Source organism: Flexibacter flexilis DSM 6793 (assembly GCF_900112255.1).
GTDB classification, from domain to species: Bacteria; Bacteroidota; Bacteroidia; order Cytophagales; family Flexibacteraceae; genus Flexibacter; species Flexibacter flexilis.
Genome location: NZ_FOLE01000005.1, coordinates 42,996 through 66,507, shown reverse-complemented (window position 1 = coordinate 66,507; position 23,512 = coordinate 42,996). Strand labels below are relative to the sequence as shown.

Genomic DNA, 23,512 nt, shown 5'->3' with positions numbered 1-23,512 from the left:
TCAGCGTAACACTTTCCAACAAGCCGCCAAGCCTTCGGCGGTTTGGAGTTTTAGCACATAAAGCCCTGCGGCTTGGCTGTTGTTTTGGGGTAAAATAAATCGGCTTTCGGCTTGGCTGCGCCACGAGTTTTCCCAAAGGGTTTGGCCTGTGAGCGTATGCAACGAAAGTTGTACCGTGCCCATGTCTTTGAGACAAAACAAAGATGTTTGGTTTTGTTCGAGCTGAAAATACGATTTAAGCTCAGCGCAATTACGCACGCTTGTAACGACGGGCAAAATCTTACGATTTGCAAATATCTGCCTGATAGCCAGAGAGTCAGCCCCGCCACGCAAAAGCGTATTGGCTTGCAAAAATAGGTTAGCTGCATCGCGCATTTGCAAACTCGGCGCGTAACTGAACATGGACGTAAGCAATAGTTTTTCGGAAGCATCGCGGCCAATCAGCGCACGAATGAGCATGAGCGGACTACTCCAAATTTCGGCATCGGCATATTTTTGGCCTACGCGCTGCGAATAAGTGCGCGTGCCGCTTACCGACCGCCCCGCCCAAAATTCGTTGTGCCCGTCCCAATTGAATACCTCGCCAGTTCCGAAACTGCTCACCGAAGCCGAATAAGAAGCGGCCATAAAATCGGCGTTGGCTTCTTCGATGGTTTGGCGTTCGGTGCCCGTGTTGGTGTTGGGGGCGGCATCGCGGCTTACGGCGTGCGTGTATTCGTGCCAAATATTGTCGGCATCTTCGGCATCGTCCACGCCACCTTCCCCAAAATACAGCGCGTCCGAAAATCCCGAATACATGGACTGGTCTGCGCCGTTCAGGGCGTTAGCATCTACTTTTATGGGTCTGTTTACCAGATTGTTAAACCCCAACTCTTGCACGTGCATTTGGTACTGATTCACGTGATAATAAGCGTTTACTTGCTCAAAATTGTCGTTGCTCCGCGTGTAAACGAAGTCGGGCGTAAGCGAAAAACACACAGGTTTTTCGGGCGCATCAAATTCTTTTATTTTACAAAACGGACTGGCCAACAGAAAACTATCATTTCGGTACAAAACTTTAGCCGAAACCATCATGCGTTGGGCGGTGAGTTCGGGACAATCTGCGTCGTTGTTGTCTTTGTACGGCGTGCCGTAACTTACTTGTGCCGTACAAAGTGGGTCGGGTCTGAAAATAGCCAGCGTAACCGTAGAATCTTTGGTCGGGTGAGGCGGGTCGGCGGTAATGTGTTGGGCGTGTTTTTTTTCGTGCAAAGAAACAAGATCTATGATTTGGCCTTTGTTGTTCAGAAGCACTTCGGCAGCCTCTATTTCGCTGCTCAGGCTTCCGTACCGCAACCAAAGCCCTGAAACCAACGCATTGTTATCCCAGTACAGCATTTTTTGGGTTTCAAAATCAATGGGTTGGCTGCATTTGGCCTGCTGCGCGGCGATGTAGCGGCGGGCAAGATTGGTGTCTATTTCTTCCTGAATAATATTGGCGTTGCTGATGGCTTGGCATTGGCGCATTACGGACAAAATTTGCCCCGAATGGCTAATATTTATCTTGATAAATTGCTGATAAATAGGAGTTTGTGCCGCCAGTTGTTGCCAAGTGTAATGCTGCCCGATGGGGCTATTTTTTACGTTTGTCAAAACAAATTGGCCGTATTGCGTGGCGGGGTATTGTTTGGCTAAAAAAGTCTGTACCGTTTGGCGGCTGGTGTCGGGTAGGGTAGAGGCTTGCGGAAAGTCAATGCAAAGGGGGCTTTCGGTGTTGTTTTGTCCGAAAGAAACCCAATGAAGACTTACCATGAAGCAAAAAACTATCCAACGCATTGATTTAGAGCTTTTCAGGGAGAAATAAAATGTTGTTTGAGGTCGGTCCAGCAAGGCGTTTGCGCATCGGTGCGGTTGTCTTGCCAACGGCTAATAGCCCATTCGCTGGAGCTGTTGCGGTGCATGGACAAAATACATTTACCCACAAAATGCGTGGCCGTGTAGCTGCTGTCTTGGTGATAAACGAACAAATTGTAGTTGGCGGTATATTCCAGCGAGTCAGCCGTCAGAAAATTAGTTTGTTCGTTGGAAAACGTGAATGCGTTTGCACCAGTCTGGACGGTTCGGGCTTTTAGGTTTTTGAGATATTCCAACTCCTCGACGGTCGTCCATGTCTGGAAAACGCCTGTATTGTTGCCCGACAAGTTGCGGTCTGGGCTGAAAATGAGGTATTTGTTAAGACAACGCTCGTAGTTGTTGAGGTTGAGTTCTAAAACCGATTTTTTAAAATTATCCAACAAAATAGATTGCTCCGTCGGGCTAATCCAAGAGGTAGCCGACGAAGGTTGTGCGGGTTCGCGCGTGTTGAAACAGGCCGCTAATCCGCACAAAATACTAATGTAAATGCCTGATTGTAAGAAGTTTATTTTCATAAACCTAAGAAAAGTTTTTCGGCTTTTGCTAAATCTTCGGGCGTGTCTATGCCGTGGCTGTCGTGCTCGGTGATGGCTACTTTTATTTTAAAACCATTTTCCAACCACCGCAATTGCTCAAGGCTTTCGGCTTGCTCCAAAGACGAGGGTTCGAGTTGTGTTATTTTGGCCAAAACGTCCGTGCGATACGCATAAATACCGATGTGTTTGTAAAAAGTATGGTGCTCAAGCCAGTGTTCGGGCGCAATGCCGCGCAAGTAGGGCAGCGTTTGGCGGCTGAAATAAATGGCTTCTTGTGCGCTGTTGAGCAACACTTTAGGTGTGTTTGGGTTGAAGAGGGTTTCCGCGTCGCTAATCTGTTTTACCAACGTGGCCAATTCGGGTTTATTGTCGAGGGCTTCGGCCAACAGGTCTATTTGTTCGGGCTGGATAAATGGCTCATCGCCTTGTATGTTAATGATGTAGTCGGCTTTGTATTCGCTATTGAAATAGGCTTCTTGACAACGGTCTGTACCGCTTTGGTGTTGCGGCGAAGTAAGCACGGCCACACCGCCGAAGCTCTCCACGTGTTCAAAAATGGTCGGGTGGTCGGTGGCTACGATTACTTTGTTTAGGGAATTGGCTTTGCAGGCTTGCTCGTACACGCGCTGAATCATCGAAATGCCGCCAATTTTGGCGAGGGCTTTGGCGGGAAAGCGCGTAGAAGCATAACGTGCGGGAATGATGCCTAATATGTTGGGTTCGGAATGTAACATTAGTGTTTTTGGGGTAAAGTAAAACGGTTTCGATAGCGTAAATGTATTTTTTTGCCCGTAAGCGATGCAAACAAAGGTACTAATATTTTTTGGGCGTTGGCTTTGGTTTGCGCTAAGATGTTGGCTTGCAGGGCAGAAGTCAAGATTTGTTTTTCGGCATGGCGATAAGCCTCGTCGATGAGTTGGGCTTCTTCCATGAATGCGTATTCGGTGTTATAAACCTTTGATTTCTGATGGTCTATTTTGTGATAACAGATTTCAGGTTCGGGCAAATACACGGTTACGTTGGCCGAGTCTGCGCTAATGTCGGTGCTGTCTATTTGGCTCAAATCCAAGCAGCCGACGGCCTCGCCACTCACTATCAGCAATACACGCGAGTTAGGCAACCATTGTTTTACTTGCTCATGCTCCACGATGTCGCGGAACTGATAGCGCACCAACTCCATTTTACCCAAATGCTCTACTTCGGTCAGGAGGATTTGGTGTGTGGTCCGGCGCGTGCTGGTGTCGGGTTGGCTTTTCTTCCAAAAATAAAAACTACTTATGCCCAAAATGACGCATAACACCCACGCAATCCATTGTTTTGGCTGTTTCATTGGCTAATTTTTTTGCCAAAAATAAGGGATTTTGTAGTAAATTTGTAGAGCAACCAATTAAGAGTCTAACACTTTAAAACCATATAAGTTATGACAATTCCGAAGGCAAACTATGTAGTTGATGCACAAGGTGAAAAAATGAGTTATCAGTCTGCTAAAAAGTTGGACGCAACGAAAAGTATAATTTAGTGTCCAGTTTTTTTACAGGTTAGAACAAAAGTCCTCCCCTTGGGGAGGATTTAGGAGGGGTCTTTGATATTTCGTTCCTGCGCATCATTTCCAAAAAAAACTTCTCTGTGGTTTGTGTCCTCACAGACCACTACCGTATATAAGATAACTCTTTTTGTAGAATGTGTTTGGGCAGATGTCACGCCTACGGCGTTCTTTTTTTTACAAACATTATCATTTCTATAAAGATGACAAGCCTGACGGCTTTTTGCGCGGCCTTCCCCGTGGTTTGTGTCCTCACAGACCCTTAACTGACTTCTGTTCAAGTCCTCCCCTTGGGGAGGATTTAGGAGGGGTCTTGGGAAAAACAAAGAGGGGTCTTGGGAAAAACAAAGAGGGGTCTTTGATATTTCGTTCTTCCCCATGGTTTGTGTCCTCACAGACCACTACCAAACATTGAAAATAAATCCGTTAGGATTGAAATATTGGTAGCTAAGCATGGTGATATTCATTTCTAACGCCGTAGGCGTGGCATCTTTCCGCCGTTTGATGTTAGAGTAGAAATGTACGGTTATGCGTATCTACTTTTTTTTGGTAAAATTGTGGGTTTAAAACCTGCTTTTTCATGAAACGAATTTTACTTCTTATTTCGCTTGCCTTCTTTTTGCTTGGTAAACCAAACGCGTGGGCGGCGCACGACAATCACCCCGACACCGTAAAAGTGGGTTGTTATATTATTAGCCTACACGATTTTGATTTCATAGAAGAGCAATACACGACGCGTTTTTGGCTTTGGATGTTGCACGACCACCCCATCGACAAGCCTTCGGACATGATAGAGCTGCCCGATGCCAAAGAATACAAGATTGATAATATGATGATGGACAGTTTGAACGGCAAAGGCTGGTTGCAACTCAAAATAAAGTCGGTGATGAAGCAGGCTTGGAACTTGCAAAATTTTCCTTTCGACGAGCAAACCCTCAAAATCAAGATAGAAAACCCCGAATTTATGGTACAAGACTTGATTTTTGTGCCCGACACGCTGGGTAAGTCATACGACCCCGCTTTGGAAGTGGACGGCTGGAAAATCAAGAGCTTTCATATAGACACAGGCCGCGCACATTATAACACCGCGTTCGGGGATAATACCCAACTCAAACCAGAATCCGATTACGCGCAGTTTGTCGTGAACATTACCATTAAGCGCGACGCGTGGGGCTTGTTCTTTAAGCTGTTTTTGGGAATGTATGTTGCCTTTGCCATTTCGTATGTGAGCTTTTTTATTGACCCAAGCCATGCCGAACCGCGTTTTGGCTTGCCTGTGGGCGGACTTTTTGCGGCAGTCGGTAACAAATACGTGATAGATAGTTATTTGCCCGAAACTTCTACGCTTACCATCGTGGACACGCTGCACGGACTTACGTTTGTGATGATATTCGTGATTATTGCGTTTTCGGCTTTGTCGTTGCGGCAGGACGATGACGGACAACAGAAACTTTCCAACGCCACCGACCGCCTCGTCGCGTGGATAGTGGGCGGCATTTATTTGGCCGTGAACGTGGTGTCTGTGCTAATGGCTTTGTAACTTTATACAATGAATCCCAAATCTTTATTCCCATGAAAAAAATAGGATATACAATGCTTGTCGCCTTGGTGTGCGTGGCGCAAATACCCAATAGTTGGGCTTTAGGGCAAAAGAAAACCCGCCGCCAAACAAAATCATTGACCCAAACCAAACCCCAAAAGCAAACGGCTGTTCGGCTCTCAGGTAATTTTGACAGTGCCAAAGGGCGTATGCACCCGCTGAGTGTGTTGGGTTATAATATTGGCTACTTAGACGGTACAAAGGCAGGAAGCAACACCCCACAACGGTTTATTGTGTGTTTTGACAGGCTTGCGGGCGGCGAAGACTTGGACATAAGCGGCAACGTAACCGTAGAAGGGTATTTTGAAGCGAAAAAGCCCGCCGCCAACCCAAACCCTCAACTTGCCCGTCCTGTGGGTTCGGAAAGCAGCACGGACACTATTTTTTATGTAACCAAGTGGCAGAAGTAATGGGTTGAATTTTGAGAGATGATAGAGGAGCACCCCATCTCCATGTGGTTTAAAAGTCCTCCCCATTGGGGAGGATTTAGGAGGGGTTAGGAGTCTTTGATATTTCGTTTCTGCGCATGGGGGGCGGCAATATTTAAAAGTCCTCCCCATTGGGGAGGATTTAGGAGGGGTTAGGAGTCTTTGATATTTCGTTTCTGCGCATGGGGGGCGGCAATATTTAAAAGTCCTCCCCATTGGGGAGGATTTAGGAGGGGTTAGGAGTCTTTGATATTTCGTTTCTGCGCATGGGGGGCGGCAATATTTAAAAGTCCTCCCCACTGGGGAGGATTTAGAAGGGGTTAGGAGTCTTTGATATTTCGTTCCTGCGCATGGGGGGCGGCAATATTTAAAAGTCCTCCCCAGTGGGGAGGATTTAGGAGGGGTTAGTAATCCCAACTAATTTCTTCTTTCAATAATTGAGCTGGTTGGCCGCCATAGATGGCATTTTCTTTGGGCAATTTGCGGCTTACCAACGAATTTGCTCCAATAACGGTGTTGTCGGCAATCGCTGCGCCTTTCAAAATGAGGCAGCGGCATCCAATCCAAACTTTATTGCCGATCCGAATGGGGCTTGGCGCATTGATTATTGCGCCTGACTGGTTTTTTATGTGATGAAAATCGGTGTCCATGACCAAGACATCCCAAGACAACAAACAATCGTCTCCGAAATGAATCTCGCACGCTGTTACAATCGAGGATTCCGCCGTAATCGTAAAATTCTTACCCAAACGCAGTGTTCCATTCATTACGCAGATTTTTGAACCATGACCAATATTGGCCGTACCCCCAAAAATAACAGTCCCTGTTACTTCCCAGATACTCCGAGATTTTTGTTTATCAAATATCCCCACGTATCCGTGTCCGAGTTGTATCATTCCCGTATGTATCGGACAATCAAACTGTATTTGTCCGCCCATTCGGGCTAAGTGAACTTGCGATGATACGTTGATGGGGAGCCGAAGGGCCTGACGAAACGGTAAGTATTTAAAATTGAAGTAAATAGTCTTGCGATTCGCTTTCAATAAGGTGGCCATAACGCCCAAAAGACGTTTGACCTTTTTCAAAAATTGTATCATTTGTCGGTATATTAAATCAACCTGAAAACTTGTTTTTTACGCGGGCATCTGACCAATGATGCGCATGGTTTCCACGCTCACGGTGCAGACTTTTTGCAGCAGTTCGATGACCTGTTCTTTGTAGTCGGCAAAACGGTACGTGTTGAACTTGTCCCGAATCGTGGGGTCGGAAGGCGTGGATTCTTTGTATTGGTCGAGTATCCACTCTAAGGCCGAACGATTGCCGAGTTTGTAGTCCCATGCGGCGGCAGGAATGCCCGACAATTTGGTTTGTTCGTCGAGCTGAATTTCCCCCAATTCCTTGATGGCTTTGAGTTTGGCTTTGGGCGCAAGCGTTGGGCGAGGCGTTTCGAATAGCGGCTCAACCGTCGGGTCGGCAAACAAAGCATTATCTTTTTGTTTCTTGGGCTTGGGCATTACGTCCGTGCGCTGCAAGGCATAAGGGGCGGCGTTTTCGTAGTTGATATGCCAATCCAACAAGGCTTTGCCCCATGCCACCCATTGCCCGAAATCCTCGTAAAAAGGCAGGCGCGGAAAATCCCGTTTGAGGTTTTGTTCGTATTGGCTGCGGTAACGAGGGTGATGCAACACCGCATACACATAATGGAAAATGTCGATTTTCTGGATATTCTCCGCCCCATATCGCGCCCGAAACTGCTCCAATGCCCAATTCGTAATATTATCGACTTGCTTGCCCTGTGCGTCGTAGGTGTACAGCGGAAGGCATTGGCCGCCTGCTGGCATGGCGTTTAAGTCTATAATATCTTTTAAACCAATACAATAAAATTCTTTAGGAGAGCCAATTCCTGGGACGGCAATAATAGATTGTTCCGCTGCATTATAAATATTAAACCACTGATAAGTTCTTCCGTTGAAATGCTTATCAAAGTAAAACCACATCTTGGAGAAAGGGCGGTAAAGACTTCTAACCATTTGGGCAGGTTCAAATTGTTTGGCGATTTTTCGGTTTAAATAACTTTCCAAATCTGCATCCCACTTAATGGCCATTTTCTGTGGATTATGGGGGTTGGCCAGTGTTTGGGTATAGGTATCGGCAAAAAACTGCATTTTGTGGCTTAGATTTTCTTTGTTAAAATCATAAACCCATTCATCACGCTGGGATTTTATTCCGCTTGAAAACAATTTAAAAACGGCCTCGCCGCCTTTTCCTGCTTTTACGTTCTTGTCGCAAAGGGGTAAAAGGCTTTCCCAGTCGTTGTCGGTTTGGTTAATCCAGTTATGCTTTGCGTCGGGGGTGATTTGCAAGAACTGCCATTTGTCGGGTTTGTTTAAATCATGTAGTTTATTGACACGCATATATTCCATTTTGTCGGCACTTGTTGCGTAATCATGGATAGCATGATAATAAATTTTACAGCCTGTTTTTTCTTGGTTTTTTACGAAGAAATAAACAGCAACTCCCACACGGATTTTATCATCAAAAACATTTCCGCCCTCTTTACGGCGTTGCTCCCCAGATGTACGCGCATTGCCTTTGAGGTCGATAATGTAAATTTCGTTAAATTCTTGTGCGGCCATTTTTCTAAAACCGTCAAAAGATTGTGCATCAATAAATGAACTATTGGTAACAAACGAAACAACACCATTTTTGTCTAAACGGTCGCTTGCCCAGCGAAAGAAACGCACATACATATCATACAAAACGATTTGGTTTTGAGCAGTGCCGTATTTGATATAAGTATTTTTGATGCGTTTGTCTATGGCCTCGTAGGCGCGGTTTGCATTTTGGAAGTTATAGTTTTCTTGCTTGGCATTATAGGGCGGGTTTCCGATAATGACCGAGATTTTGCGTTGGTTTTGTCGGCGAATGCGCTCGGTGTTTTCGCTGCTCATGCTGAACATGCTGTGTTGCTTGGACTCGTAGGCCAGCGCGTCGATGTTGTCGAGCGTGTCCACCAAACAAATATTGTCGAAAGAGGCATATTGCCCCGTGCGTTGTTTGTAGGTGTATTCGATGTTGAGGTTGGCAATGTAATAGGGCAAAATGGCGATTTCGTTGGCGTGTATTTCGTGTTTGAACTTGTGGGGCAAGTTGGCCAGTGGCAGGTAGTCGATGAGGTTGGCTACAAACGTGCCCGTGCCTGTGGCGGGGTCTAAGATTTCGACGTTTTTGCTGGCCATGGTGCGGCCAAAATGTTTTTCGAGCAAATAATCCGTTGATTCGAGCATGAAGCGCACGATTTCGTTGGGCGTATAGACTACGCCAAGTTTGTCGGCAGCTTTGGGGTTATAGACTTTGTAAAAGTTTTCGTAAACGGTTTTGAGAAACTCTTGTTTGTCGTGGTGGTCGTAAATGTGTTTGGCCCCGTCCTGCAAAGCCCTGTAATAATACTCAATGTCTTTGAGGTATCGCATACGGGTTTCGCGGTTCATAAACGCGCTGATAACCTGCTCAATTTCTTGGGCAATGTTGTTTTCGCGGTGAAAGTCGGCATCGTCAAACACGCGTGTGAACAGGTCGGAGGTAAGCAAATGTTGGATAATCATTTCGTCGATGTCCTCTTTGCTAATGCCCTCGTTGATGGAGGCTTTGCAGGAATCCCAAAAGGCGTTGAACTTCTGTTGAAAGCCTGCGTTTTCGTGGTGCTTTTCTTTGAGGAGTTCCCGAAACGTATCCAGAATCTTGGGAATATCGGTTTTGAACTGCTCCAAAGCCTTGTTAAACTCCTGCACGTAAGGGAGTTCGAGCTTGACGAATTTCTGGAGGAGTTTGTCCAGCTCGGCATCGTCGCGCATATTGACGCGCAAAACGCGGTCGTTGTTTTGGTAAAGAATGGCCGTGTTGCTGTCCTCAAAAACGGTGTTGGAAAGGGGGTATCCTTTTCGGATTTTGGCTTCGATTTCTTTTTCCAAATCGTCTTTGCTGTCTTTGGACTCCCAGTACCCGCAATCGAGTTTCATCATGTTTTTGAGGATACCGTCAGGCCTGATTTTGGCGGTTTGGGTGTGGCTGTGGGTGGTCAGCTCTGCGATGAGCATGAGGTTTTGTGGTTCGGCGTAGGCATTTACCAAGTTAATAAAAGGCTGACGAATAGCCATTTCGTTGGTGCTGCCGCCAAACTTAACGACACGTTCCAACTGAGTACGGTATTGTTGAATGAATAACTGAGACATGGTTTTTGGAATCAAATACAATGCAATGATAATATATTTGGGGGTAAAAATGTACATACCCCACGCCACCCCACCCAGCCAGCCACCCCAAAGTAAAGTCCTCCCCTTGGGCATTTGAAGTCCTCCCCTTGGGGAGGATTTAGGAGGGGTTTTGGGAAACAGAAGGAGTTTTTTTTTCAACCGCGTTTAGAACCCCACCCAGCCTCTCCAGTGGGGAGGGGAAATGTAAAGTCCTCCCCTTGGGCATTTGAAGTCCTCCCCTTGGGCATTTGAAGTCCTCCCCTTGGGCATTTGAAGTCCTCCCCTTGGGCATTTGAAGTCCTCCCCTTGGGGAGGATTTAGGAGGGGTCTTTTGAAGCACAGGATTTAGGAGGGGTCTTTTTTCAACCCAAGATTTAGGAGTTTTTTTTTCAACCGCGTTTAGAACCCCACCCGACCTCCCCAGTGGAGAGGGTTGAAGTCCTCCGCAAAGTAAAGTCCTCCCCACTGGACATTAAAGTCCTCCCCTTGGGGAGGATTTAGGAGGGGTCTTTTGAATATTCCACCTGCAATTCCTGTTAAAGTCTTCCCCTTGGGGAAGATTTAGATGGGGTTTTAATATTTCCTTTCCGCGACTCCTGTTATCCCACCTGCAACTTCTGTTATCCCACCTGCAACTTCTGTTATCCCACCTGCAACTTCTGTTATCCCACCTGCAACTTCTGTTATCCCACCTGCAACTTCTGTTATCCCACCTGCGACTTCTGTTATCCCACCTGCGACTTCTGTTATCCTTCCTGCAATTCCTGTTATCCTTCCTGCAATTCCTGTTATCCTCCCTGCAATTCCTGTTATCCTCCCTGCAATTCCTGTTATCCCACCTGCAATTCCTGTTAAAGTCCTCCCCTTGGGGAGGATTTAGGAGGGGTCTTTTGAATATTCCACCTGCAATTCCTGTTAAAGTCCTCCCCTTAGGGAGGATTTAGGAGGGGTCTTTGAGAAACACAAGGAGGGGTCTTTGATATTTCGGTTCTGTGCATCATTTCCAAAAAACTCCTTTGCCATTCGGGTTTAGTGTTTACCTTTGTTCAACAATTCAATAAAATATCCCCGCTTTTTCGATTTACTGTTGTTCATTCATGGAAACGTTACAACTCCCTACCGTAGAGACAGCCGCCAAGTTGGGGCTATTACCCGAAGAGTACGAGAAAATCAACCAGATTTTGGGGCGCAAACCCAACTTCACGGAGCTTTCTATCTTTTCGGTGATGTGGTCAGAGCATTGCTCTTACAAAAATTCTATTGTGTGGCTCAAAACCCTGCCCAAAGATTCGCCGCGTATGTTGGCCAAAGCTGGCGAAGAAAACGCTGGTCTGGTGGACATTGGCGACGGGCTGGCTTGTAGCTTCAAGATAGAATCCCACAATCACCCTTCCGCCCTTGAGCCTTATCAGGGCGCAGCCACAGGCGTAGGCGGCATCAACCGCGACATTTTCACGATGGGCGCACGCCCTATTGCCCAGCTCAATTCCTTGCGTTTCGGCGACTTGTCCAATGAGCGTTCTCGTTGGCACATGCGCGGCGTAGTGCGTGGCATTGCAGGTTACGGCAATGCTTTCGGCGTGCCAACTGTGGGCGGCGAAATTTATTTTGATGAATGCTATAACGTGAACCCTTTGGTCAATGCCTTTTCGGCGGGTATCGTGGAAGTGGGCAAAGTGGCGCGTGCCACGTCGTATGGCGTAGGCAACCCCGTGTACATCGTGGGTTCGGCTACGGGCAAAGACGGGATTCATGGCGCAACCTTTGCGTCGGAAGACATTTCCGACAAGTCCAACGCCAAACTCCCAGCCGTACAGGTAGGCGACCCATTCCAAGAAAAATTGTTGTTGGAAGCCTCACTGGAAGTAATCGCTACAGGCAAAGTGATTGGTATTCAGGATATGGGCGCGGCAGGTATCATCTGTTCTACGTCCGAAATGAGTGCCAAAGGCAAACACGGCATGGAAATTTGGTTGGATAAAGTACCTACCCGCCAAGCCAATATGCAGCCTTTCGAGATTCTTTTGTCCGAATCGCAAGAAAGAATGTTGGTAGTAGTAGAAAAAGGCAGCGAAGCACAAATCAAGGCTATTTTTGATAAATGGGATTTGAACTGCGAGCAAATCGGGGTCGTGAACGATACCGAACGCCTACATTTCTTCATGAATGGCGAGTTGGTGGCCGACGTGCCCGCCGACGATTTGGTATTGGGTGGCGGTGCGCCAGTGTATCACCGCGAGTACAGCGAACCAGCGTATTTTGCTGAATTTAAGAAATTTGATATTAACAGCATTCCACAACCCGATTACAAAGCCGTAGCGAAACATTTGCTTTCGCACCCGAATTTGGTGTCGCGCCGTTGGGTATATCAACAATACGACTCAATGGTCGGAACGGCCAACCTCAGCACAAACGCGCCTTCGGATGCGGCGGTTGTTTCCGTAAAAAATACGGATAAAGCGTTGGTAATGACGGTAGATTGCAACGGACGTTATGTGAAATCTGACCCCGAAACAGGCTGCGCAATGGCCGTAGCGGAAGCCGCCCGCAACATCGTTTGTAGCGGTGGCGAACCTTTGGCTGTTACTAATAACCTCAATTTCGGAAACCCGTATTTGCCAGAAGTATATTGGCAGTTTGTGGGTTCTGTGAAAGGTATGAGCAAGGCTTGTATCAAATTTGGCACGCCAGTAACGGGTGGAAACGTGAGTTTTTACAACCAATCTACGCCTAAAAACGTGGTGGCGGGTGTAGAAAGTGCCGTTTTCCCAACCCCAACGATTGGTATGTTAGGTTTGTTGCACGATTTGGGCAAACGCATGACGCTGGACTTTAAAGCCGCAGGCGATCGTTTGTATTTGGTGGGCAAATCTCAAAACGATATTGCTTGTAGCGAATATTTGTATTCGTATTGCGGCGTGAAGGCTGCCCCCGCACCGTATTTTGATTTGGAAGAAGAATTTGCGATGCAACAAGCTGTCAAACAATTGATTGACCAAAAGTTAATTGCTTCGGCACACGATTTGTCGGACGGTGGTTTGTGGATAGCGTTGGCCGAATCTGCTTTTGTGCGTGATTTGGGTTTTGCTGTCAAAACGAATGCTGCTTTCCGCAAAGACGCGTATTTGTTCGGAGAAGCCGCAGGCCGCGTGTTAGTGTCGGTTTCTGCAGCCCAAGAACAAGCGTTTGTGTCGGCGATGACGGCCACAGGCGTAAATTTTGAGACAATAGGCGAGGTTACAGCCAAAGATTTTGTAGTAGATGGCGAAACGCTTATCAGCTACGCAGAGGCCAAAGACTTGTACAACAATACGTTAGAGCGACTTTTGTCTAAATAAAAACTGATACTATTTTGAAAACGTGCCGTTGTAGCTTTAGGGCTTGCAACGGCATTTTTTATAACAATGGGGTAGGGGTTTCCGCGTTTTTTTTATCTTTACCGCCCAAACCTTCCAAACACAATCCGCAGAAATATGATAAGTTGGGGCAAATCTTTTACCGAATTAGAATACTGGCTCATTGCTTTGTTTGTGCTGCTGTCGGCGGCTTTTTTGTATCGTAATTATGTAATTGCCAAGCGTTTGCATAGCGAATCAAAATCTATTTGGGTGAAATTTATTGTCCGAACCCTGTATTTTTCGTTGTTTATTGTGGCACTTTTAGGCCCTTCGTTTGGGGCTTTGAAGAAGGAAGTAAAAGCCGTAGGAAAGGATATTTATATTGCCGTGGACGTGTCGCAGTCGATGGACGCGACCGACATTCAGCCTTCGCGTTTGGCCAAAATCAAATATGAACTGAATAATATTTTGTCGGCGTTTAGCTCCGACCGCATCGGTCTTATTATTTTTTCGGCAGATGCTTTTATGCAATGCCCGCTTACTTACGACCAAAACGCCCTGCATATTTTCCTCGAAACCATCAACACGGGGCTGATGAGTAGCGGCGGTACAGATTTTGGGAAGGCCTTGGATATGGCTTTGCAAAAGCACCTTGACCCCGCCAACTCGTCCACCAAACAGCAATCCAAAATTATTTTGCTCATCAGCGACGGCGAGGACTTCGGCGAAGACACCGAAGAGGCTGTACAAGAAATTGAAACCAACGAAATAAAACTGTTTACGTTGGGTGTAGGCACGCCACGCGGCGGTAATATTCCCGAACGCGGCGGTTATAAACTCGATAACAATGGCCGTAGAGTGGTTACGCGCCTCAACAACACGGATTTGCGCGAGATTGCCACGCAAGCAGGCGGCCAATATTTTGAGGTAAGCGACACGCGTAACGAAGTGCCGCAACTCATTCAGGCCATTAGCCAGATAGAAGGCCAAGTGCGCGACGTAAAAAAACTTGATGTCGGGGCAAACAAATATTATTATCCGTTATTTATCGCCATGATTTTGTTCATTACGGACATTCTCTTTACTGTGAGCGTGATTAAGTTGTAGAAGAAAAGGAAATTTGAGATCGAAAAATGAAGCCCAGAATTGAAGTATCGAACGAAAAAAAATTGGTTGGGAAGCGATTAACAATGAGCTTGGCCAATTATAGAATAGGCGAGCTTTGGAGAAGTTTTATACCAAGACGAAAAGAAATAACCAATACTCTGACAAGTGATTTGATTTCATTGGTTGTTTATGAACCGACATATTTTACGGATTTTAAACCAACCAACGAATTTGAAAGATGGGCAACCGTTGAAGTTGTAAATTTTGACAATGTGCCAACCGAAATGGAAACGTTTGTGTTGTTGGGTGGACTTTATGCCGTTTTTGATTATAAAGGTTTGAGTACGGACAATGCTGTTTTTCAATATATTTTTCAAACATGGCTACCAAATTCAGCTTATATTTTAGATGATAGACCGCATTTTGAAGTTTTAGGAGCGAAATACAAAAACAACGATCCTGCTTCGGAAGAAGAAATTTGGATACCTATAAAATTAAGAAATACCAGCCTCTAAGGTTGTATTGGTAATAGTAGGACTAATGTTTTGCCCCACCATTACCAATGCCGTAAATTGTTTTGCGAGGTTCTTACAAATGCTTCATCATATATTCGTAGAGGCCAACCATTGCCGCGATGTCGGCTTTGTGTACTTTTTCGTTGGGCGAATGTACGTGGTCTTCGGGCGCACCCACAAAACACCAATCAAACGGATACGGTGAACTTTGCAACTCTTTGCCGTCCGAACCGCCTGCACCTTCCACTTCCAACTGATATTTCAGGCCAGAGGCTTTCGCCAAATCAATGATTTTGTTCACGTAACTGCGGCGCGGAATGCCACGGTCGCGGATAGAAATGGCCACGCCTTCGCCGTGTTTTACACCTTCCGTTACCCACGTAATATCAGAAATAAGTGCTTGTTTTACAGCGTATTGTTCATAAATATACTTCGCAATATAAGCCACCGAACCGCCGCCATGTTCTTCCCACGTAGAGAAAACAATAATGCCATTTTCGAGGGTTTCGGCCACTTGCAAAGCCGTCCAAACGCCCAAGCGGTTGTCCATGTAGCAGCATTGCACGAAATCTTCGGTTTCCCTGAAATCTGGCTTAAAAGTCAGACTTGTACCGCGTTCTACCACGCGCGGATAATCTATGCACAAAATCTCGCCTTCTTCGTCGGCTACCATCGTGGCTTCTATCGCGCCGTGCGCGTCTTTGCCTACGAGTTTATAGCCGTTTTCCGTGTCAGGGCCGCCAATGGGTACGAGTTTGTTGTCGTAGCGCACCGTAAACCCGATGGAGTCGATGTGCGCAAAAATGGCTGTGCGCGGCTGCCCGAACACCAACACGATATTGTCTTGCCAGCCGTCACCATGCAAAATGGTTGGTTTTACTTTCCAATTTTGTTGGGCTTGGCCGATATATTCCAGTAAAAAATCCGTGAGCGGAGCTTCCTCGCCCGAAGGGGCATGAATGGCGCAGAGTTGGCGCAATAAATCAAAATTCATAGTCGTAACGTATAGTTTTGGGTGCAAAAGTATATAAAAGCAATTAGCCTTTTGCGTTTGGCCGCAGATTTGGTTATGTATCGGCAAAGGCTGTATCTTTGCTTAGAATAATTTTGGATTTTAAGAATAAAAAACACAAAAAATGAGCAAGAAACTAATAAGATTCGATTGGGCTATCAAAAGGCTTTTGAGAAACAAGTCCAATTTTGTGGTGTTGGAAGGCTTTTTGAGTGAACTTTTATTTGATAATATCAAAATTGAACAAATCTTAGAAAGTGAAAGTAATCAGGAGATTGAAGATGATAAATTTAATCGGGTTGATATTCTTACACAAAACTCTAAAAATGAGCTGATTATCATCGAAATACAAAATTCGTATGAGATAGATTATTTTCATAGAATGGTCTATGGTGTTGCCAAATCTATTTCCGAAAACCTAATGCTTGGGCAAAAATATTCGGAAATTAAAAAAGTAATTTCGGTGAATATCGTGTATTTTGACCTTGGGCAAGGCCAAGATTATATTTACAAAGGCAAAACAGATTTTAAGGGTTTGCATCAAAATGATGTACTTGGACTTTCGGAAAAACAGAAAAAAACTTTTTTGAAAGAGTGTGTTTCTGATATGTTTCCAGAGTATTACTTGCTGAAAGTCAATCAGTTTGATGATGTTGCCACTGATACGTTAGACGAATGGATTTATTTTTTGAAAAATAGCGAAGTAAAAGACGAGTTTCGCGCTAAAGGGCTAAAAGAAGCAGGAGAGGTGCTCGACATTATGCGTTTGCCCGCGCAAGACCGATACGGTTACAGCCGCTATTTGGATAGCTTACACCTGAAAGCCAGCGAGTTGTTTTCGTTGCAAACAGAAGCCGAATTTAAAATCGAGGAACGGAAAACCCTTGAGATAGCTAAAAATGGTATTTTGAAGGGATATAGCAACGAAATTATAGCAGATTTAACGAAGCTAACTTTTGAGCAAATCGAAAATCTAAGAACCGAACTTTAAAATTAACATAATACCTTTTACACCCAAGCCGATAAATTTTATCGGTTTATTTTTTTTCTTAAAATTCTGATTTAATCATTTGATTAAAAAATAAAATTACTTTCCTTTACGCCATCTTATCAAACAAAATTGGTTGCACAGAATGGACACTCAAAATACTGACATAGAACTTAGTACAGAAGAAAAAATAAAGGCAGCGGCGCGGAAAGTCTTTACCCAAAAAGGCTACGATGCTACCCGTACACGCGACATTGCCGCCGAAGCAGGCATTAATTTGGCTTTGCTCAATTATTATTTCAGAAGCAAAGAACGCCTTTTTGAAATCATTATGACCGAACAATTTCAACAGTTTTTCGGTGCAATTTCGCCTGCGCTACACGACGAGGCCACGAGTTTGGAAGACAAAATGCAGATTATTTCCAGCCGCTACATTGATTTGTTGTTGGCCAATCCTGATTTGCCGTTGTTTATTGTTACGGAAGTGCGCCGCCGTCCGCAACATTATTTGCCAGCTATTGGCGATGTGCGTTCGGTGTTTGAATCGGCCTTTGTGCGGCAATTGCGCGAACGCAAACCGCAAGCCAATCCGCTACATTTCTTGATGAACCTGATGGGAATGTGTGTGTTTCCGTTTGTGATGCGACCTGTGTTACAGACAATGCAAGTAGTTGAAAGTCATGTATTTGAAAATTTGATGCAAGAAAGGAAACAACTGATTCCTGTCTGGATAAAAACGCTTTTGGAAACTTCCTAAAAAAATTTGATTGCCATTTAAACAAATGATTAAATCAAATGAATAGCTTTAAACAAACATCTATTGTATGAAAAATAGCATTTTAGTAACGTGGGCGGCGTTGGTGGGTTTGGCGGCCTGTCATCGTGGGCAACCCAAAGCCGACGCTTCGGGCAACTTTGAGGCCGACGAAGTAATCGTGGCCGCGCAACAAAACGGCCAACTGCTCACCTATCAAATTACGGAAGGCGCAAGGCTCAAAGCAGGCGCGGTGGTCGGTCAGATTGATGTGGCCGTGCCTACGCTGCAACGCGAACAAACGTTGGCTTCGATAGCGGCTCTCAAGAAAAAAACCAATGATGTAACGCCTCAAATTCAGGTGGTTAAAAAACAAATTGTAGTGCTTCGGTCGCAGCTTGAGCATTGGCAGCACGAACAAAAACGCACGCAAGCCTTAGTGCAAGCGCAAGCCGCCACCCAAAAGCAACTCGACGACATCAACGACCAAATAGACCAGTTGCAAAAGCAAATAGAGGCTACGCAAGCCCAAATAGATTTGTATCAGACGAATGTGGCCACGCAAAACCGCAGTGTTTTGAGCGAAACCGCACCTTTGCAGAAAGCCGCCGAGCAGTTGGAAGTACAGATTCAGCGCGGACAAATTACTAATCCTGTGGCGGGAACGGTGCTAACCAATTACACTTTTCGGGGCGAAATGGCCGCCATCGGCAAGCCTTTGTACAAAATTGCGAATGTGGACACGCTCACGTTACGCGCCTATATTACGGGCGACCAATTGCCACTTTTGCGCGTGGGGCAGCCGCTACAAGTGCACACCGACCAAGCCGACAAAACCTATACGGGCAAACTCACGTGGGTAGCCGACAAAGCCGAATTTACGCCCAAAACCATTCAGACACAGACCGAACGCCAAAATTTGGTGTATGCCATTAAAGTACGTGTGCCAAACGATGGTTTTCTGAAAATCGGAATGTATGGGGAGATTTTTTTGGAGAAGAAAAAATAAAAAAGGATTGTAAATAAGGTGGTTATGGTAGCGGTTTCTTTAGAAAATATTACAAAAACCTACGAAAATGGAAAGGTTCGCGCCGTCGAGAATGTGAATTTGCAGGTGCAAGAAGGCGAACTTTTTGGGTTGATTGGGGCAGATGGCGCAGGCAAAACCACCATTTTCCGAATACTGACTACGCTTTTGTTGGCCGATAGCGGCAGGGCTACGGTACGGGGTTTTGATGTGCAAAAAGAGTATCAGGCCATACGCAACCGCATCGGCTATATGCCAGGGCGGTTTTCGTTGTATCAGGATTTGACGGTGGCCGAAAATCTGCACTTTTTTGCGACGCTTTTCGGGACGACTATCCAAGAAAACTACGACCTCATTCGGGATATTTATGAGCAAATAAAACCTTTTGCCTCGCGCCGTGCGGGGAAACTTTCGGGCGGTATGAAACAGAAATTGGCGTTGTGTTGTGCGCTGATACACAAACCCGAAGTGCTTTTTCTGGACGAACCAACTACGGGCGTAGATTCGGTTTCGCGCAGGGAATTTTGGGAAATGCTCCAGCAACTCAAGCAGCAAGGGATTACGATTTTGGTTTCGACGCCGTACATGGACGAGGCGGTTTTGTGTGAAAAAATTGCGCTGATTCAGGGTGGAAAAATTATGTCGGTGGATACGCCCGACCAAATTATAAATAGTTACCCGACGGCCATGTATGCGGCACGCGCCGACAATATTTATCAATTGCTACAAGATTTAAGACAAATGCCGCAGGTGGCCAGTGTGTTTCCGTTTGGGGAATATTTGCACATAACCTTTGCGGCGGCGGTGGCTGAACCCGTGCCGCTTTTGGTGGGGTTGGCGCAGGCACACGGACACACGAATTTTGAAATAAAAGCCATTACCCCAACCATCGAAGATGCGTTCATTGCCCTGATGCAACGCCAATAATTTTATTTAACCCCAAAAAAGACCATGACAGAAGATAAAGTAATTGTTTGCCAAGACCTTACCAAACGGTTCGGGGATTTTGTGGCCGTAGATAAACTCTCGTTTGAGGTGCGAGCAGGGGAAATATTTGGTTTTTTGGGAGCAAATGGCGCAGGCAAAACCACTGCTATCCGTATGTTTTGTGGGCTTTCGTACCCGACAGCAGGCACGGCGCAAGTGGCTGGCTATGATGTTTATAAGCAACAAGAATTAATCAAACGACACATCGGCTACATGAGTCAGAAGTTTTCTTTGTACGAAAACCTCACGGTACTGGAAAACATAGAGTTCTTTGGCGGGGTGTATGGGCTTTCTCGTGCGCAGATTCGGGAGCGTGGCGCGGCTCTGGTGCAGCGTTTGCAGTTGGAGGCCGAAGCTAAAAAGTTGGTGGGTGGTTTGCCGTTGGGTTGGAAACAAAAACTTGCGTTTTCGGTGGCGATGTTGCATCGTCCGCGCATCGTGTTTCTGGATGAACCGACGGGCGGCGTTGATCCGATTACGCGCCGCCAGTTTTGGGACATGATTTATGAAGCCGCCGCCGCAGGTACGACCATTTTCGTAACTACACACTACATGGACGAGGCCGAATATTGCGACCGCGTGTCCATTATGGTCGATGGACGCATTGAGGCGTTGGGCAGTCCGCAAGCCTTGAAAAAAGAGTTTGCCGCCCCGTCCATTGATGAAGTATTTTATTTGTTGGCCAGAGGCGCACAGCGCGGCGCGGATTAAATAATTCTTTTTGTGGAAGCAGAATATTCAAACCCCATCTAAATCTTCCCCAAGGGGAAGACTTTTGCAGGAATCCACAAAGCAATAACAGAAATTGCGGAGATTAGATACGGACTGCCGTCCGTATGTACAAAAGTTGCGGGAGTAGAATATTCAAACCCCATCTAAATCTTCCCCAAGGGGAAGACTTTTGCAGGAATTGCAGGAGGGATAACAGGAATTGTAGGTAGGATAACAGGAATTGTAGGTAGGATAACAGGAATTGCAGGTAGGATAACAGGAATTGCAGGAGCAGAATATTAAAACCCCTCCTAAATCCTCCCCAAGGGGAGGACTTTTGCAGAAGTCCACAAAGCGATAACAGGAATCGCAGGTGAGATATATTCAAACCCCATCTAAATCTTCCCCAAGGGGAAGACTTTAATAGAAGTTGCGGGAGAAATAAGAAATGGACTACTGTCCGTAGGTACTTTGTTGTGTGGGTTTGTGAAAATGATAGAAGAAATAACACTAAGTATTTTTTAGCATGAAACAGTTATTAGTTTTTATACGAAAAGAATTTTACCACGTGTTCCGCGATCGCCGCACGCTGCTCATTATGTTTGGGCTGCCTGTGGTGGAAATTTTGTTGTTTGGTTTTGCGCTGACCAACGAAGTGAAAAATGTAAACACGGTGATTGTTGATGCGTCGGACGATGTACATACGCGGCAGATTATTAGTAAGATACGGGGTTCGGCTTACTTTACGGTGCAACGCCAAACGCCTGCGCTGTCGGCGCAAGATATTCAGGCGGCTTTGCGACAAGGCCAGACCAAATGTGTGTTGGTTTTTGGACAACATTTTGGGCAAGATTTGCAGGCATTGGGTAAAGCGCAAGTGCAAATTGTTGCTGATGGGTCTGACCCGAACACGGCCAAAACGATTGTTAATTACCTGAACGCCATTATTGCCGATTATCAAAGCCGCCTCAATGCGCAAGCCGCCAAGCCTGCGTATATGATTGTGCCACAGTCGCGTATGCTCTACAACGAAACGGCTACCGACGCGCTCAATTTCGTGCCTGGCGTGTTGGCGTATGTGCTGATGATTGTTTGTACGGCTCTTACGTCGGTGTCGGTGGTGCGCGAAAAGGAACTGGGAACGATGGAAATTCTGTTGGTCTCGCCGTTTAATCCGTTGTTGGTGCTGGTGGCGAAAGCTGTGCCGTATTTGCTGCTGTCGCTGTGCAATTTTACGTTGATTTTGGTGCTGTCGGTGTTTGTGCTGGGCGTGCCGATACAAGGAAGTATTGTGTTGCTGTTGGTGGTGAGTATGTTGTTTATTGCTACGTGTCTGAGTTGGGGTTTGGTGATTTCTAACCTGACCAACTCGCAACAAACGGCCTTGTTGATTTCGATGTTCGTGATGATGTTGCCGACCTTGATTTTTACGGGCTTTATGTTTCCGTTGGAAAATATGCCGTTGCCGCTGCAAGTCGTTTCTAACCTTGTGCCTGCGCGTTGGTATTACGAGGCTGTAAAGGCTGTGATGATTAAGGGTTTGGGGCTGGCTTATGTCTGGAAACAAATGCTTATTCTGTCGGTGATGACGGTGGTATTGTTGGGTTTGGCTCTCAAAAATTTTAAAATTCGACTTACATGAGCGTACTATTTTTTTTATTGCAGAAAGAATTTAGGCAGATTTTCAGAGATAAAACCATTATTGCGATGATGTTGGCCGTGCCGACTATGCAACTGATAATCATGCCTTTGGCCATGAATTTTGATGTAAAGAATATTAATTTGGTGGTAGTGGACAACGACCACAGCAGTTACTCGCACGAGCTTACGGGCAAACTGGCGGCAACGGCTGGATATTTTCGGTTGGTAGCCCAGAAAAACAGTTACGCGGAAGCGTTGGAGCTAATAGAGCGCGACGAAGCCGATGTAGTTTTGCAGATTCCGCAAGGTTTTGAAAAGAATTTACAACGCGAAGGCAAACAAGAAATTGCGGTGTTTGCCAATGGCATCAATAGCATGAAATCGGCGTTGGGAACGGCTTACTTGACGGTGGTTTTGGGGAATTTTAACCAAAATTTACGCAATATTTCCGCCCAAAATAGTAGTAGCGTGCTGCCCAAACCTGCCCAAATCGAGGTGATTTATTCGCATTGGTTCAATCCTTTGGCCGAATACAAATACTACATTGTGCCTGGGATTTTGGTGTTGCTGCTCACGATGATTGGCGGTTTTATTTCGGCTCTCAATATTGTACGCGAAAAGGAAATTGGGACGATGGAGCAAATCAACGTTACGCCTATTCGGAAATGGGAATTTATTTTGGGGAAATTGATACCGTTTTGGGTGGTGGGCATGGTAGTTTTTACGGTGGGGCTTACTGTCTCGTATGTGGTGTACGGGATTGTGCCGCTGGGAAGTTTGGGGTTGTTGTATGGTTTTGCGGCGGTGTATTTGGTGGCGTTGCTGGGCTTTGGGTTGCTTATTTCCACGTACAGCGATAGCCAATTGCAAGCCATGTTTTTGGCCTTGTTTTTTGTCATGATTTTTATGTTGATGGGTGGTTTGTTTACGTCGGTGGACAGTATGCCCACGTGGGCAATGATTATTTCCAAACTCACGCCCATTACGCATTTTATCAAAGTGGTGCGTATGATCGTGCTGAAAGGCAGCACGTTTGCGGACGTACAGGCGGAGTTTTGGTACGAAGTGGCCTTTGCGGTGGTGCTCAACACGTGGGCAATTCGCAACTATAAAAAGACTACTTGATATTGGATTTTTGGGGTATATTTGGCGCAATTTTTATTCAACCAACTATCTTTT

Annotated in this window: 19 protein-coding genes; 12 read left to right on the top strand and 7 right to left on the bottom strand. The window is 45.9% G+C overall.

The annotated features are described in order from the left end of the window. The 4 genes from BM090_RS09445 to BM090_RS09430 are packed head-to-tail and all read right to left on the bottom strand — an operon-like array spanning position 1 to position 3,759. Entirely contained in the window at positions 1-1,815 is a 1,815-nt protein-coding gene (locus BM090_RS09445) for a gluzincin family metallopeptidase (protein WP_143083935.1), read from the bottom strand. Positions 1,816-1,829: 14 nt separating this feature from the next. Continuing rightward, a complete protein-coding gene (locus BM090_RS09440; RefSeq protein WP_091511473.1) occupies positions 1,830-2,408 on the bottom strand; it encodes a hypothetical protein in 579 nt (192 codons plus the stop codon). Next, complete coding sequence (kdsB, locus tag BM090_RS09435) at positions 2,405-3,163, bottom strand: 3-deoxy-manno-octulosonate cytidylyltransferase (RefSeq protein ID WP_091511469.1); 759 nt, start codon at positions 3,161-3,163, stop codon at positions 2,405-2,407. Before kdsB ends, BM090_RS09440 begins: the two co-directional genes overlap by 4 nt. Further along, on the bottom strand, positions 3,163-3,759 hold the full coding sequence (locus BM090_RS09430) for a DUF4230 domain-containing protein (RefSeq protein ID WP_091511467.1): 597 nt from the start codon (positions 3,757-3,759) through the stop codon (positions 3,163-3,165). Before BM090_RS09430 ends, kdsB begins: the two co-directional genes overlap by 1 nt. 793 nt (positions 3,760-4,552) lie before the next feature. Between BM090_RS09430 and BM090_RS09420 the strand changes: the two genes are divergently transcribed. Beyond that, positions 4,553-5,512 carry a ligand-gated ion channel gene (locus BM090_RS09420; protein ID WP_091511461.1) on the top strand — a complete coding sequence of 320 codons (960 nt, stop codon included), beginning with the start codon at positions 4,553-4,555 and terminating at the stop codon, positions 5,510-5,512. A 32-nt stretch (positions 5,513-5,544) separates the two neighbouring features. After that, the gene (locus tag BM090_RS09415; protein ID WP_091511458.1) at positions 5,545-5,982 is read left to right on the top strand and encodes a hypothetical protein; all 438 of its coding nucleotides are present in this window, start codon (positions 5,545-5,547) and stop codon (positions 5,980-5,982) included. 422 nt (positions 5,983-6,404) lie between these two features. Here the strand turns inward: BM090_RS09415 and BM090_RS09410 are convergent, their stop codons facing one another. Both BM090_RS09410 and BM090_RS09405 read right to left on the bottom strand, forming a co-directional pair. After that, the gene (locus BM090_RS09410; protein ID WP_221405373.1) at positions 6,405-7,055 is read right to left on the bottom strand and encodes an acyltransferase; all 651 of its coding nucleotides are present in this window, start codon (positions 7,053-7,055) and stop codon (positions 6,405-6,407) included. Positions 7,056-7,133: 78 nt separating this feature from the next. Continuing rightward, positions 7,134-10,232 carry a type ISP restriction/modification enzyme gene (locus BM090_RS09405; protein ID WP_091512076.1) on the bottom strand — a complete coding sequence of 1,033 codons (3,099 nt, stop codon included), beginning with the start codon at positions 10,230-10,232 and terminating at the stop codon, positions 7,134-7,136. 1,118 nt (positions 10,233-11,350) lie between these two features. Here BM090_RS09405 and purL point away from each other — a divergent pair. The 3 genes from purL (at position 11,351) to BM090_RS09385 (ending at position 15,213) form a co-directional block, all read left to right on the top strand. Continuing rightward, positions 11,351-13,591, top strand: coding sequence for a phosphoribosylformylglycinamidine synthase subunit PurL (purL, locus tag BM090_RS09395; protein ID WP_091511451.1), 2,241 nt, complete (start codon positions 11,351-11,353; stop codon positions 13,589-13,591). Positions 13,592-13,726: 135 nt separating this feature from the next. Next, positions 13,727-14,698, top strand: coding sequence for a vWA domain-containing protein (locus BM090_RS09390; RefSeq protein ID WP_091511446.1), 972 nt, complete (start codon positions 13,727-13,729; stop codon positions 14,696-14,698). Positions 14,699-14,724: 26 nt separating this feature from the next. Next, the gene (locus BM090_RS09385) at positions 14,725-15,213 is read left to right on the top strand and encodes a GyrI-like domain-containing protein (RefSeq protein WP_091511442.1); all 489 of its coding nucleotides are present in this window, start codon (positions 14,725-14,727) and stop codon (positions 15,211-15,213) included. 73 nt (positions 15,214-15,286) lie between these two features. Here BM090_RS09385 and BM090_RS09380 read toward each other — a convergent pair whose 3' ends face one another. Beyond that, positions 15,287-16,207, bottom strand: a complete 921-nt coding sequence (locus tag BM090_RS09380; protein ID WP_091511439.1) for a M20/M25/M40 family metallo-hydrolase — start codon at positions 16,205-16,207, stop codon at positions 15,287-15,289. 142 nt (positions 16,208-16,349) lie between these two features. On the opposite strand from BM090_RS09380, the gene BM090_RS09375 reads away from it, so the two are divergent. From BM090_RS09375 to BM090_RS09345, 7 genes are all read left to right on the top strand, one after another. Next, positions 16,350-17,216: an Rpn family recombination-promoting nuclease/putative transposase gene (locus BM090_RS09375; protein WP_091511435.1), complete on the top strand. Its 867-nt coding sequence runs from the start codon at positions 16,350-16,352 to the stop codon at positions 17,214-17,216. A gap of 142 nt (positions 17,217-17,358) precedes the next feature. After that, complete coding sequence (locus BM090_RS09370; RefSeq protein ID WP_091511432.1) at positions 17,359-17,970, top strand: TetR/AcrR family transcriptional regulator; 612 nt, start codon at positions 17,359-17,361, stop codon at positions 17,968-17,970. A 67-nt stretch (positions 17,971-18,037) separates the two neighbouring features. After that, positions 18,038-18,976 carry an HlyD family secretion protein gene (locus BM090_RS09365; protein WP_091511429.1) on the top strand — a complete coding sequence of 313 codons (939 nt, stop codon included), beginning with the start codon at positions 18,038-18,040 and terminating at the stop codon, positions 18,974-18,976. Positions 18,977-19,000: 24 nt separating this feature from the next. Continuing rightward, positions 19,001-19,921 (top strand): ABC transporter ATP-binding protein, encoded by a 921-nt coding sequence (locus tag BM090_RS09360; RefSeq protein WP_091511426.1) that lies wholly within the window; start codon positions 19,001-19,003, stop codon positions 19,919-19,921. 24 nt (positions 19,922-19,945) lie between these two features. Then, entirely contained in the window at positions 19,946-20,692 is a 747-nt protein-coding gene (locus BM090_RS09355) for an ABC transporter ATP-binding protein (protein ID WP_091511422.1), read from the top strand. Positions 20,693-21,218: 526 nt separating this feature from the next. Next, positions 21,219-22,334, top strand: a complete 1,116-nt coding sequence (locus BM090_RS09350) for an ABC transporter permease (protein WP_091511419.1) — start codon at positions 21,219-21,221, stop codon at positions 22,332-22,334. After that, on the top strand, positions 22,331-23,458 hold the full coding sequence (locus BM090_RS09345) for an ABC transporter permease (protein ID WP_091511415.1): 1,128 nt from the start codon (positions 22,331-22,333) through the stop codon (positions 23,456-23,458). The genes BM090_RS09350 and BM090_RS09345 overlap by 4 nt, the downstream gene beginning before the upstream one ends. Positions 23,459-23,512: the final 54 nt, after the last annotated feature.